General features: G+C 57.4%; 13 protein-coding genes. 4 read left to right on the top strand and 9 right to left on the bottom strand.

The window, feature by feature from the left end:
- Positions 1 to 1,659 (top strand): propionate catabolism operon regulatory protein PrpR, encoded by a 1,659-nt coding sequence (gene prpR / locus ABNT42_RS20320; RefSeq protein ID WP_348700056.1) that lies wholly within the window; start codon positions 1 to 3, stop codon positions 1,657 to 1,659.
- Between the two features lie 181 nt (positions 1,660 to 1,840).
- On the opposite strand, the gene clpA is transcribed toward prpR, so the two are convergent.
- Positions 1,841 to 4,147, bottom strand: coding sequence for an ATP-dependent Clp protease ATP-binding subunit ClpA (clpA, locus tag ABNT42_RS20315; RefSeq protein ID WP_348700054.1), 2,307 nt, complete (start codon positions 4,145 to 4,147; stop codon positions 1,841 to 1,843).
- Positions 4,144 to 4,446, bottom strand: coding sequence for an ATP-dependent Clp protease adapter ClpS (gene clpS, locus ABNT42_RS20310; RefSeq protein WP_348700052.1), 303 nt, complete (start codon positions 4,444 to 4,446; stop codon positions 4,144 to 4,146). The genes clpA and clpS overlap by 4 nt, the downstream gene beginning before the upstream one ends.
- A gap of 322 nt (positions 4,447 to 4,768) precedes the next feature.
- Between clpS and ABNT42_RS20305 the strand changes: the two genes are divergently transcribed.
- Positions 4,769 to 4,972: a cold-shock protein gene (locus tag ABNT42_RS20305; protein ID WP_008446468.1), complete on the top strand. Its 204-nt coding sequence runs from the start codon at positions 4,769 to 4,771 to the stop codon at positions 4,970 to 4,972.
- Positions 4,973 to 5,053: 81 nt separating this feature from the next.
- On the opposite strand, the gene chrA is transcribed toward ABNT42_RS20305, so the two are convergent.
- Both chrA and icd read right to left on the bottom strand, forming a co-directional pair.
- Positions 5,054 to 6,445 carry a chromate efflux transporter gene (chrA, locus tag ABNT42_RS20300; RefSeq protein ID WP_348700050.1) on the bottom strand — a complete coding sequence of 464 codons (1,392 nt, stop codon included), beginning with the start codon at positions 6,443 to 6,445 and terminating at the stop codon, positions 5,054 to 5,056.
- 71 nt (positions 6,446 to 6,516) lie between these two features.
- Positions 6,517 to 7,770: an NADP-dependent isocitrate dehydrogenase gene (gene icd, locus ABNT42_RS20295; RefSeq protein ID WP_155434754.1), complete on the bottom strand. Its 1,254-nt coding sequence runs from the start codon at positions 7,768 to 7,770 to the stop codon at positions 6,517 to 6,519.
- Positions 7,771 to 7,967: 197 nt separating this feature from the next.
- Here icd and ABNT42_RS20290 point away from each other — a divergent pair, with 197 nt between their 5' ends.
- Positions 7,968 to 8,528, top strand: coding sequence for a pseudouridine synthase (locus tag ABNT42_RS20290; protein WP_348700048.1), 561 nt, complete (start codon positions 7,968 to 7,970; stop codon positions 8,526 to 8,528).
- A gap of 76 nt (positions 8,529 to 8,604) precedes the next feature.
- Here ABNT42_RS20290 and rpsT read toward each other — a convergent pair whose 3' ends face one another.
- Positions 8,605 to 8,871 (bottom strand): 30S ribosomal protein S20, encoded by a 267-nt coding sequence (gene rpsT / locus ABNT42_RS20285; RefSeq protein ID WP_154359505.1) that lies wholly within the window; start codon positions 8,869 to 8,871, stop codon positions 8,605 to 8,607.
- Positions 8,872 to 9,053: 182 nt separating this feature from the next.
- On the opposite strand from rpsT, the gene murJ reads away from it, so the two are divergent.
- Positions 9,054 to 10,604, top strand: coding sequence for a murein biosynthesis integral membrane protein MurJ (gene murJ, locus ABNT42_RS20280; protein ID WP_348700046.1), 1,551 nt, complete (start codon positions 9,054 to 9,056; stop codon positions 10,602 to 10,604).
- A gap of 191 nt (positions 10,605 to 10,795) precedes the next feature.
- On the opposite strand, the gene ABNT42_RS20275 is transcribed toward murJ, so the two are convergent.
- The 4 genes from ABNT42_RS20275 to ABNT42_RS20260 all read right to left on the bottom strand — a co-directional run bounded on the left by ABNT42_RS20275 (position 10,796) and on the right by ABNT42_RS20260 (position 13,026).
- On the bottom strand, positions 10,796 to 11,287 hold the full coding sequence (locus tag ABNT42_RS20275) for an FxDxF family PEP-CTERM protein (protein ID WP_348700045.1): 492 nt from the start codon (positions 11,285 to 11,287) through the stop codon (positions 10,796 to 10,798).
- A gap of 214 nt (positions 11,288 to 11,501) precedes the next feature.
- The gene (locus ABNT42_RS20270) at positions 11,502 to 12,188 is read right to left on the bottom strand and encodes a type II secretion system protein (RefSeq protein WP_348700043.1); all 687 of its coding nucleotides are present in this window, start codon (positions 12,186 to 12,188) and stop codon (positions 11,502 to 11,504) included.
- The gene (locus tag ABNT42_RS20265; protein WP_348700041.1) at positions 12,188 to 12,568 is read right to left on the bottom strand and encodes a type II secretion system protein; all 381 of its coding nucleotides are present in this window, start codon (positions 12,566 to 12,568) and stop codon (positions 12,188 to 12,190) included. Before ABNT42_RS20265 ends, ABNT42_RS20270 begins: the two co-directional genes overlap by 1 nt.
- Positions 12,562 to 13,026, bottom strand: a complete 465-nt coding sequence (locus ABNT42_RS20260; protein ID WP_348700039.1) for a type II secretion system protein — start codon at positions 13,024 to 13,026, stop codon at positions 12,562 to 12,564. The genes ABNT42_RS20265 and ABNT42_RS20260 overlap by 7 nt, the downstream gene beginning before the upstream one ends.
- Between the last annotated feature and the right edge of the window lie 4 nt (positions 13,027 to 13,030).

The raw sequence follows: 13,030 nt of genomic DNA, 5'->3' as shown, positions 1-13,030 counted from the left end.
ATGCGCCACTCCACTCCCCTGCCCTTCGATGCCAACGACAAACCCGTGATCTGGACGGTATCCGTTTCGCGCCTGTCCGATTTGTTCCGGGACATCACGCTGGAATACGACGACCTTGCCACCATCGAGCCGATCAAGCTGGGGTTCGACGAAGCGGCGCGGCATATCCGCGAACGCATGGCGACGGAACGCTGCGATGCCGTGATTGCGGCAGGCTCGAACGCCGCCTACCTGAAGGGACGTTTGTCCGTTCCCGTGGTGATTGCCCGCTTCAGCGGCTTCGATGTGATGCAGGCGCTGGCGCGGGCGCGCCGCGTATCGAACCGCATCGGCATCATCACCTATCAGGAAAAGCTCCCCGAGTTGGCCGAATTTGCCAGCACCTTCGGCGTCGATGTGGAACAGCGCACTTACGCTACGGAGGAGGATGCGCGCGCTCAGATCAATGACCTGAAAGCAGCCGGCATCAAAGCCATCGTCGGCGCCGGCCTGATTACTGATCTGGCAGAAGAAGCGGGACTGACGGGCGTATTCGTGTATTCGGCCACCTCGATCCGCGATGCCTTCGATAATGCGCTGGAAATAGCACGCCTGACCCAACTGGAGTCGAACCGCCACCGCAGCCGTGGCACGGTCGAGAAAGACACGCTGCGCGCCAAGCACGGCATCAATGACCTGCGCGGCGAATCGCTGGCGATGGAAGGCATACGCCAGTCCGTCGTGCTGTATGCGAAATCGGCCGCCACCGTGCTGATACAGGGCGAGACGGGCTGCGGCAAAGAACTGGTAGCACAGGCCATCCACCGCGAAAGCCCGCGCACGCTGGGCCAGAACCGGCCGTTCGTGGCGGTCAACTGCGGCGCTATCGCCGAATCGCTGCTGGAATCGGAACTGTTCGGCCACGAAGAAGGCGCGTTCACAGGCGCGCGACGGGGTGGCCACGCCGGTCTGTTCGAAGCGGCCAACCGTGGCACTCTATTCCTCGACGAGATCGGCGAGATGCCGCTAACGCTACAGACCCGTTTGCTGCGTGTGCTGGAAGAGCGCGAAGTGGTACGGGTAGGCGGCACCCGCCCCATTCCCATCAACGTACGCATCATCAGCGCCACCCACTGCGACCTCGAACAGCGCGTGCGCGAAGGCCGCTTCCGTGCCGACCTGTTCTACCGGCTGGCCGTGCTGCGTCTGACCTTGCCGCCGCTGCGCGAGCGGCCGGACGATATCGCACCACTGGCCGAGTGGTCACTGAAGAATGCGCTGGCATCGCTAGGCGCCCGCCCCCATCCCAACCTGCATGCCGAGATGCGCGCCTGCGCACCGCTACTGCAAGCCTACGAATGGCCGGGCAATGTGCGCGAACTGCGCAACCTGACGGAACGGCTAGCCCTATTCCTCGCCGCCGAACCGTTGCAGGCACTGACGCCCGCCTTCGCCGTGAGCGTCGCACCGGAACTGAGCTATGCAAGCCACCACGGCACGCCGGCACTAGCCAGCGGTCCAGCCCCCGCACTAGCACCTATGCCAGTGCCACACGCTGCCCGCGAAAGTGTCAGCGCCGTGCTGGCCCGCTTCGGCGGCCGGCGCGATGCCGCCGCCGACTATCTCGGCATCAGCCGCACCACCCTGTGGCGCAAACTACGGGCAGAAGGGCAAAACTAAGCCGGGGTCAGGTCGGGCATTATGCAGGTGTCAGGTCGGGCATTGGCGCAGAGCCCGCTACGGTTTGAGCAGACTGTGCACCAATGCCCGACCTGACACCTGCACTTTGCCCGACCTGACCCCGGCTGTGACCCCGGCTGCCGGCTGTTGGTAAAAAAATCGGGGCATAGCCCCGATTTCCTTATTCCACTTCGACCGTTTCCGGTGGTGTGCTTGGTGCGGCATCCGGCGGTTCCGGGAACTCCAGTTTGACCTGATCTTTCTCGTCCAGATCGACTGTGACGCGGCCGCCCGTTACCAGTCGACCAAACAGCAGTTCGTCGGCCAGCGCTTTGCGGATCATGTCCTGGATCAGACGCGCCATCGGGCGTGCGCCCATCAGCGGATCGAAGCCTTTCTTGCCGAGGAACTTGCGCAGGTTCTCGGTGAATACGGCTTCTACTTTCTTCTCGTGCAGCTGTTCTTCCAGCTGGATCAGGAACTTGTCGACCACACGCAGGATGATTTCCTCATCCAGCGGACGGAAGCTGATCGTGGCGTCGATACGATTGCGGAACTCCGGTGTGAACATGCGCTTGATGTCCGCCATCTCGTCGCCCGCCTGCTTGGCCGTGGTGAAGCCGATCGAAGCCTTCTGCAGACTTTCGGCGCCAGCATTGGTGGTCATGATGATGATCACGTTGCGGAAGTCGGCTTTGCGGCCGTTGTTGTCCGTCAGCGTGCCATGGTCCATCACTTGCAGCAGGATGTTGAAGATGTCCGGATGGGCTTTTTCGATCTCGTCCAGCAGCAGCACCGCATGCGGTTTCTTGGTGATGGCTTCCGTCAGCAGACCGCCTTGGTCGAAACCAACATAACCCGGTGGCGCGCCGATCAGACGGCTCACTGCATGACGCTCCATGTATTCGGACATGTCGAAGCGGATCAGTTCGATGCCCAGAATGAAGGCCAGCTGCTTCGCCACTTCGGTTTTACCCACGCCGGTAGGACCGGAGAACAGGAAGGAACCGATAGGCTTGTCCGTTTTACCCAGACCGGCACGGGCCATCTTGATAGCCGACGACAGCGCTTCGATCGCAGGGTCCTGACCAAACACCACGTTGCGCAGGTCGCGGTCGATGGTCTGCAGCTTGCTGCGGTCGTCCTGATTGACGGTCTGCGGCGGTATCCGCGCGATCTTGGAGATGATGTCTTCGATCTCGGATTTGCCGATAGTTTTCTTCTGCTTCGATTTCGGCAGGATGCGCTGCGCTGCACCGGCTTCGTCGATTACGTCGATGGCCTTATCCGGCAGATGACGGTCATTGATGAAGCGCGCTGCCAGTTCGGCCGCGGTGGACAGCGCCGAAGCGGAATACTTCACGCCATGGTGTTCTTCGAAGCGCGACTTCAGGCCACGCAGAATCTGCACGGTCTGCTCCACGGTAGGCTCATTCACATCAACCTTCTGGAAGCGACGGCTCAGCGCATGGTCTTTCTCGAACACGCCACGGAATTCCGTGTAGGTGGTCGCGCCCACGCATTTCAGCTGGCCATTCGCCAGTGCTGGCTTGAGCAGGTTGGACGCATCGAGCGTGCCACCGGAGGCCGAACCGGCACCGATAATGGTGTGGATCTCGTCGATGAACAGGATGCCGTTGGGATTATCCTTGAGCTGTTTCAGCACGGCTTTCAGACGCTGCTCGAAATCGCCACGGTATTTGGTACCGGCCAGCAGCGCGCCCATGTCGAGCGAATACACCACGGCATTCTGCAGAATTTCCGGCACATCGCTCTGGGTGATGCGGTAGGCCAGACCTTCGGCAATCGCGGTCTTGCCCACACCGGCTTCGCCCACCAGCAGCGGGTTGTTTTTGCGACGACGGCACAGGATCTGGATCACGCGATCCACCTCCTCTTCGCGGCCAATCAGCGGGTCGATCTTGCCTTCGGCAGCGGCCTTGTTCAGATTCTGAGTGTACTGGTCGAGCGGGCTTTCCTTAGGCTGGCCTTCGCCGCTAGGCGTGCCTTCCTCGCCACCTTCCGAAGCTTTGGCCGGTTCGCCCTGCTGATCCTTGCGCACACCGTGCGAGATGTAATTGACCACGTCCAGGCGAGTCACGCCCTGCTGGTGCAGGTAGTACACGGCGTGCGAATCCTTTTCGCCGAAGATGGCCACCAGCACGTTCGCGCCCGTCACTTCTTTCTTGCCGTTGGAAGCCGACTGCACATGCATGATGGCGCGCTGGATCACGCGCTGGAAGCCCAGCGTGGGCTGGGTATCCACTTCACCCGTGCCGGGCACGGTCGGGGTGTTATCACCGATGAAATTGGTAAGCGTTTTGCGCAGGTCTTCAATATTGACGGCGCAGGCGCGCAACACTTCGGCAGCCGAAGGGTTGTCCAGCAAAGCCAGCAGCAAGTGCTCGACCGTGATGAATTCGTGCCGTGCCTGCCGTGCCTCGACAAACGCCATGTGCAAACTTACTTCTAATTCCTGCGCAATCATACTTCCTCCATCACACATTGCAGGGGATGGCCTGCCTTGCGTGCGTGCGTTAAAACAAACTCCACTTTGGTACTGGCGACGTCTTTGGAATATACGCCACACACACCTTTACCGTGCTGATGCACACTGAGCATGATTTGCGTGGCCGTTTCCCGGTCTTTATTGAAATACTCCTGAATGATGGCCACCACGAACTCCATCGGGGTGTAGTCATCGTTCAGCAGCGCTACCTGATATAGCGACGGCGGTTTCAGGGCCTGCCGCTCTAAAAGCGCTTCGGTGTCATGCTTGGTTGCCATACGCTTATATTCTAATGCTTTCAGTCTTGTTGCAATGTGATTTCACAGTGCTGTGTCCATAGTTTCCATCTTACGCGTTTTCTCGACTTGTCGCAGATGGCTCCCTCTATTCCAAATTCAAGAGTTGCATTTTCACCAATTTAATTCAAAGTAGCAAAATGGATACAAATATGCTTGACATTAGAATTTGCTACGCTAACAATGCGTTATCGGCTGCGTGCAGAAATGTACATGTTGATAAGAAGTGAGGCGTGAGGAGGGGGCAAGAAGCTTCTTGCTTTTATGGCTCGTGTGATCCGTTTTAATTTTGAAAGTTCTTTTTATGGCAACAGGTACTGTTAAGTGGTTCAATGATTCCAAAGGTTTTGGCTTCATCACTCCTGATGACGGCGGCGAAGATTTGTTCGCTCACTTCTCCGCAATCAACATGAACGGTTTTAAGACCCTCAAAGAAGGTCAAAAAGTTCAATTCGAAGTCACGCAAGGCCCTAAAGGCAAGCAAGCTTCCAACATCCAATCGGCTTAATTTCTTAAGCAGCAGATGTGAAAAACCTCGCAGCGCGAGGTTTTTTTTCGTCCCGAGTTGTGCAGCACTGTTGTAGCAGCCCTACAAAAAGTATCCGCGAAGCAACCCTGCCACAGCACAGAAAATGATTACTTTATGCACTTTCTGCTGATAGCGTATCAGTGCGATTGCCGCCACAATGGCAATCCCGGCTGCGGTCAGATCAAGCGCACCCGCCCCACCCTGCGGCCATAAAACGTTGTATCCGAAGAACAGTGCCAGATTGGCGATCACGCCCACGACGGCAGCTGTGATCCCTGTCAAAGGCGCAGTCAGCTTCAGATCATCGCGCGTCGCCTCCACCAGCGGCCCGCCGGCCAGTATGAAGATAAACGACGGCAGGAAGGTGAACCATGTCACCAGCAGCGCTGCAACCGTGCCAGCCAGCCATGCCGGATAAGGCCCCGTGAGCGCCTGTCCATAGGCGCCTATAAAGCCGACAAACGTCACCACCATGATCAGCGGGCCCGGCGTGGTTTCGCCCAGCGCCAGCCCGTCCATCATCTGCGCCGGCTGCAGCCAGCCGTATTGCATGATGGCGCCCTGATACACATACGGCAGGACGGCATAGGCGCCACCAAAGGTCAGCAGCGCTGCTTTGGTGAAGAACCAGCCCATCTGGGTCAGTGTATGCTGCCAGCCCAGCAGCAGCGTCAGCGCGGACATAGGCAACAGCCATAGCAGCAGGCCGCAGGCCAGCACGCTCAGCAGACGCGACCAGCGGAACTCTGCATGCGGCGGCGGTGGCGTAGCATCATCGATCACGGCCGCGCCATAGTGCCGTACCGCTGCGCTGCCATGGCCCGCCATACTGAACGCGGCCGGACGCCAGCGCCCGCCCAGATAGCCCGCCAGCGCAGCGAGCCCGATAATCAGCGGAAAAGGCAAGTGCAGCGCGAAGATGGCCACAAACGCGGCTGCCGCAATACTCCATAGCCAGCCGTTGCGCAGCGTACGCTTGCCGATGCGGTGGGCAGCCTGCAGCACGATGGCCGTCACTGCGGGCTTGATTCCGTATAGCATGCCCGCCAGCAGCGGCAGATGGCCATAGGCGGCGTACAGCCACGACAGCACTATCAGTAGCAATAGCGAAGGCAGTACGAACAGCACGCCGGCCACCACGCCGCCACGGGTACGGTGCAGCAGCCAGCCGATGTAGGTGGCCAGTTGCTGCGCTTCGGGGCCGGGCAAGGTCATGCAGTAGTTCAGCGCATGCAGAAAGCGCCGCTCCGAGATCCAGCGGCGCCGCTCTACCAACTCCTGATGCATGAGCGCGATCTGTCCCGCCGGCCCGCCGAAACTGATGCAGCCCAGCAGCCACCAGTAACGTACGGCCTGCCAGAACGTAGGCGCCAGCGCAGCTTGTTGCTGCGCCCGTGACTGCGGCGCTCCGGCCTGCTGCCCCTGCCACCCCTGCTGCCCCTGCTGCGCCATCCACCTTCTCCGTACGGAAATAAAAAAGCCCGCTTCATCGCTGAAGCGGGCCCTCTATGCTAATGCATGAATTACATGTTGGCGATCATCACGTCGCCGAAGCCCGAGCACGAAACCTGGGTTGCGCCTTCCATCAGGCGGGCGAAGTCGTAGGTGACTTTCTTCGAGTCGATCGATTTTTCCATCGACGAGATGATCAGGTCAGCAGCTTCAACCCAGCCCATGTGACGCAGCATCATTTCAGCCGACAGGATCAGCGAACCTGGGTTCACATAGTCCTTGCCTGCGTACTTAGGTGCGGTGCCGTGGGTGGCTTCGAACATTGCTACGGAATCCGACAGGTTGGCGCCTGGAGCGATACCGATACCGCCCACTTGTGCTGCCAGTGCGTCGGAGATGTAGTCGCCGTTCAGGTTCAGGGTAGCGATTACGCTGTACTCTGCTGGACGCAGCAGGATCTGTTGCAGGAACGCGTCAGCGATCGAATCCTTGACGATGATGTCTTTGCCGGTCTTAGGATTCTTGAATTTGCACCATGGGCCGCCGTCGATCAGTTCTGCACCGAATTCGGTTTGTGCCAGTTCGTAAGCCCAGTCACGGAAGCCACCTTCGGTGTACTTCATGATGTTGCCTTTGTGAACGATGGTCACGGATGGCTTGTCATTGTCGATCGCGTACTGGATCGCTTTGCGTACCAGACGCTGGGTGCCTTCTTTCGACACTGGCTTGATGCCCAGACCCGAGGTCTCTGGGAAGCGGATCTTGGTAACGCCCATTTCCTTGATCAGGAAGTCCATCAGTTTCTTGGCGCCTTCCGAACCTTGCTGGTATTCGATACCGGCGTAGATGTCTTCCGAGTTTTCACGGAAGATGACCATGTCGGTCTTCTCTGGCTCTTTCACTGGCGAAGGCACGCCGGTGAAGTAACGCACTGGGCGCAGGCAGACGTACAGGTCCAGCTGCTGACGCAGGGCCACGTTCAGCGAACGGATGCCGCCACCAACCGGGGTGGTCAGAGGGCCTTTAATGGAAACCACGTAGTCTTTCAGTACCGTCAGAGTTTCTTCTGGCAGCCATACGTCCGGACCGTACACATTGGTCGATTTTTCGCCAGCGTAGATTTCCATCCAGCTGATCTTGCGCTTGCCAGCGTAAGCTTTGGCCACAGCAGCATCGATCACTTTGATCATGACTGGGCTGATGTCGACGCCGGTACCGTCACCTTCGATGTACGGAACGATAGGATTATCTGGTACATTCAGGGAAAAATCGGCATTGACGGTGATTTTCTGGCCGTCGGCAGGTACTTTGATATGTTGATACATCGTGATCTCCGAAGTGGACGCTAGACTAGCAGCAAGCTGCTATCAGGCAGGAATTAGTTGCACGTTGGTACATTTGTCCGAAGTCTTCTATAAGACATAAGACGGGCGTTTCACATTATGCACGAGTATTTTACTAGGCGCTACGGTTTTTCAGATACTGGCCAATAAGCCTACACCAAAAACACCCCAAGAAAAGTATGTCTCTCATTCTATTTAACAAACCTTTCCAAGTACTGTGTCAGTTCTCACCACAGGATGGCCGTGCCACGCTGGCCGACCACCTCACCATCCCCAACATCTACCCTGCCGGCCGGCTCGATGCCGACAGCGAAGGCTTGATGCTGCTCACGGATGACGGCAAGCTGCAGCACATGATCGCCCACCCCGACCACAAGGAAGCCAAGGTGTATATCGTGCAGGTGGAAGGCGTGCCGGATGCAGCCAGTCTGGCAAAACTGCAGGCGCCGCTTGATCTGGGCGATTTCGTGACCAAACCATGCAAAGCCGTGCAGATCGAAGCGCCGGAGTGGCTATGGCCGCGCAACCCGCCCATCCGCGAACGGGCCGGGCAGCCCACCAGCTGGCTGGCAATCACACTGCAGGAAGGAAAAAATCGGCAAGTACGGCGCATGACGGCGGCCGTGGGTCTGCCCACGCTGCGACTGGTGCGCACGGCCATCGGCGGTATCTCGCTGGCGACCCATCCGCTGATGCCGGGCGAATGGATGGAAGTTGCACCCAAGGACCTGAACACCTGAGCGCGCAAGCGCAAAAACCCGCACTAGCCAGTGGCTAGTGCGGGTTTTTAAAACAGCTAACTTCCCGTGAGGGAAATTAAGCGGCCAGTGCTTTCAGAGCAGCGGCCAGACGGCTCTTATGACGAGCAGCCTTGTTTTTGTGGATGATCTTCTTGTCGGCGATGCTGTCGATGGTCGACACGGACGATTGGAAGATAGTCGTAGCAGCAGCCTTGTCACCAGCTTGGATCGCTTTGCGAACTGCTTTGATCGCGGTACGCAGGGTCGAGCGCTGAGCCGAATTGTGAGCGTTTTGCTTAACTGCTTGACGAGCACGTTTGCGCGCTTGTGCGGTATTTGCCATGGAATTTCCTAAATCAGGGTAAAGGTGCGTTTGCAAACATTATTGTTTGCCAAGCAGGTGCAATTCATTGCATCTGCCGATCAAACTACTGCTTGCCAAACATTAGTGTCTGCATAACAGAATTTTGTACAGCCTGCGATTATAGCGATATTTTCCGTCAGGAGCAACTATAATCATGCCCCATGAACTTGCTTAAAACTCTAGCCGCCATCTCCAGCATGACCATGCTGTCGCGCGTTACCGGCCTGTTGCGTGAAACCCTGTTTGCCCGTGCCTTTGGCGCCGGCGCCTATACAGATGCCTTCATCGTCGCGTTTCGCATTCCCAACCTGCTACGCCGCCTGTTTGCCGAGGGTGCATTCTCGCAAGCGTTCGTGCCTATTCTATCCGAATACAAGAACCAACACGGGCAGGAAGCCAGTAAAACGCTAGCCGACCACGTCGCCAACACACTGGTGTGGGCCACGCTATTCGTCAGTGCTATCGGCATCATCGGCGCCCCGGCCTTTGTCTACCTGATCGCCACGGGCCTCGACCAGCAAGCGGGCGCTTTCGACGCCGCCGTCTGGATGACGCGCCTGATGTTCCCCTATATTAGTTTCATGGCCTTTGTAGCCTTGGCTGGCGGCATACTGAATACCTGGCGCGAGTTCAAGATACCGGCTTTTACGCCCGTACTGCTCAATCTCTCATTCATTTCAGCCTCGCTATTCCTGCAATCGCATCTGGAACAGCCTATCTATGCCATGGCGATTGCCGTCTTCATCGGCGGCATACTGCAGGTGGCCATCCAGATTCCCGCTCTGATCAAGATCGGCATGCTGCCGACGCTGTCGTGGAACCCTGCCGCCGGCCTCGGCGATCCCGGCGTGCGCCGCGTGCTGAAAAAAATGGCACCCGCCGTGTTTGCGGTTTCGGCTGCCCAGATCAGCCTGATGATCAATACCAGCATCGCTTCGCGCTTAGTCGAGGGCAGTATTTCGTGGCTCTCATACGCCGACCGTCTGATGGAATTCCCCACTGCTCTGCTGGGCGTCGCGCTGGGCACGATTCTGTTGCCCAGCCTGTCCAAAGCTCAATCGGACGGCGACCCGCAAGAATACTCCGACTTACTGGACTGGGGCCTGCGCCTGACCTTCCTGCTAGCATTGCCGGCAGCTGTAGGGCTGGCCATGCTGGCCGAACCGCTGATCGCCACCCTATTCCATTACGGCAAATTCACTGCCGAAGCCGCCACACAGTCGGCGCGACCACTGATCGCGTATAGCGCTGGCCTGCTGGGAATTATTCTGGTGAAGACGCTAGCACCGGCGTTCTACGCGCGACAGGACATCCGTACGCCCGTCAAGATCGCCACCGGTGTGCTGCTTGCCACGCAGTTGATGAACTGGATATTCGTACCCTACCTGCAGGTGGCCGGTCTGGCCTTGTCGATTGGCTTGGGTGCCTGCATCAATGCTGGCTTCCTGTTTGCCGGCCTGCGAAAACGTGGCATCTATATGCCGAAACCGGGCTGGCCGCTGTTCTGCCTGAAGCTGGCAATTGCCTGCGTGATGATGGGTGCGGCCGCATGGTATGGCGCACACGAAGTCAACTGGCTGGGTATGCAACACCACACCCTGCTGCGTATCGGCGCTCTACTGCTAGTCATAGCCGGCTGTGCTGGCGTGTATTTCACCGCACTACTGGCAATGGGTTTCCGCCTGCGCGACTTCAAACGTAGCGCCCGCTAATCAAACCACCGGATGGGTGGCCGCCTGCGGCCATCCACCCTCCGCCTGAACCAATATCCCAAAAACCCCCACGAACCAGCGCCGCCAACAGCGCACATCACTCCTCACTTCCACCCAACCCCGCTTCGCACGTCATTTCCAATAGACGAAAAAAAACCCGCCGAAGCGGGTTTTTCCAAGTCAGCTAAAAATTAAGCTGCTTTTTTTGCTTTGCGACGAGCAACTGCGCCCAGCAGTGCCAGGCCGCCTACCAGCATGCCGTAGGTGGTTGGTTCTGGAACAGCGGATACGCTGTAGGTACCAGCATACGAAGCCACTTTGCCAGCGGTAGGAGTACCGAACAGTTCCAGTTTCCATGGGGACTTGCCGGTCAGCTCTACGCCAACGAACTTCAGCTTACCGCTGCTCGATTGCGACAGATCAGCGGCGATACCGTTCAGGTTCGTAGCAGCATCAAAAGTCAGATTCTGACCGGTAACGCTGATTGCTACATCAAAAAAGCCCGACAGATTCGAGGTGAAGCTGATGACGTCTTTGCCACCCGACAGAATGCCATCACCTACAACCGAGCTCCAGGAATAGGATTCGCCATCGGTGTTAACTACGATGGTTTGGTCGCCAGCATATGCGCCGAACGAAGCAACAGCCAGCAGTGCGCCAGCAGCGATAGTTTTGAACTTCATGTGATTTCCTTAATCAGACGAATGGTGGCTTCGCTTGCGCTGACCACAAATTAGTTAATCGGTGTACTACGAAACAGATCATATCATAACAAGTTGCAAAGCAATTGTAAATATTCCATTTTAGTTTTCTTTTGAGAAACTATTTTCGCAGTATGAAAAGCCGATCTGCAGTGCAACATTTTTCACACCTTTTTGGTGCGGGAGCCGAAATGAACTAGTGAGAATCTTGACGTAAAGGCAAATAGACTTTCTCAGAAACAGGAGGCGTCGGTGACTCTTCAGAGGGAACATCGGCGTTTTCGCGGGACTCGCCAGGCTCACCCTGCACCTGAGTGGTGATCTCGTTATATTTTTCTGCACTTTGTAGCGCTGGAGCGACATTTTCGCCAGGTTTTGATTGCATTTCCTGTTTAGGCGCTGCTGAGCCTGTCATGGACGAAGCAGAAAATTTCCAGTCAGATATCTTTAAAGCACCTGCAAAACCCGCAAACCGCTGTGGAAAATTACTAATCTTCACTGGACGTGCATTGGACAAACTATAGATCGCCACCACGCCCGTCCTGTCACCTGCATAGACTATCCCCCATTCTGTACGCCCAGTCACAGGATCGACGAATATCTTGCGCAAGTGTCGTTTAGGTGTAGGGAAGCGTGGATCGCGCAGCAGATCGGCTAACGTTGCCGGCATAGTGGACTGACCTGCCGGCGTAGCCTCTGCATAACTCTGCAAGGCATCACTGAAGGCCATGCCGATATTTAAGAGTTCCTGCTCCGCCTTGCTGCGCTGCAACACAGAACCCAGCTTGATGCTCGTCGCCGTCACCAGACCTATGATCGCCAGCACTATCATCAGGCTCAGGTAGGTGAAGCCAGACTGGCTGGAACGCTTTTTTGGAAACATTACCAGTCCGCGTAAGGCTTGCCATTCCGGTCATTTCCCGGCGCACCGCTACGGATGTTGTAGACCCCGCCCTTGCTTCCGTCTTCCGGCGGCACGATTATCCAGCTGGCGTCACTATCGGCGACGGGATCTACCGGCAGCGCGCGCAGATACTTCTTCTCGACCAGTTGCTCAAGCGAATCGGGATAGCGCCCCGTATCGCCGTAATACTGGTCCAGCACCTGCCGCACATTGCGTAGATTATCGGCCAGCACCACTTCCTTCGATTTATCGATGCCGCCGAAAAACCGTGGCACAGCCAGCGTGAGCATCAAGGCGACGATGCCCAGCACCACCAGCAATTCGATCAAAGTAAATCCTCGGCTACGCATAGTTACCATTTCCTGTAAGGGGTGCCATTCAGCCCGCTTCTCTCGCTCAGGCTGTACACGTCATAGACATCGTTACCTTCACGCGGCTGGTCCGGCTCGCTGGCATAACTGCGTTTGCCCCAGGTCTGGGCATCGCTCAGACTGGTATCCGCATTGAACGGATCGCGCGGTACGCGACGCAAGAAGTAGATCTTGGCATGCGCGGGATTCTGCATATCCGTCACCCCTGCCGCCAGCGACTCCAGCGTTTTAGGATAGCCGGTCTCGCCTAGCATCTTGGTAATCCGCCCCTGATCGTAGGCCAGCTTATAGGCATCTATGCCCTGCCGGATCTGTTGTAGTGCTTCACGCAGTTCCTGCTCCTGACGACGCTGCACCACCACCTGCACGGTGGGCACGGCCAGCGCACTGAGCAGGCCCAGTATCGCCAGCGTCACGAGCAATTCGATCAGTGTGAAGCCTTTCATGGCA

This window comes from Duganella fentianensis, from assembly GCF_964031615.1.
GTDB classification, from domain to species: Bacteria; Pseudomonadota; Gammaproteobacteria; order Burkholderiales; family Burkholderiaceae_D; genus Rugamonas; species Rugamonas fentianensis_A.
The sequence above is the reverse complement of the archived record's forward strand: the minus strand, read 5'-3'. Positions and strand labels throughout refer to the sequence as shown.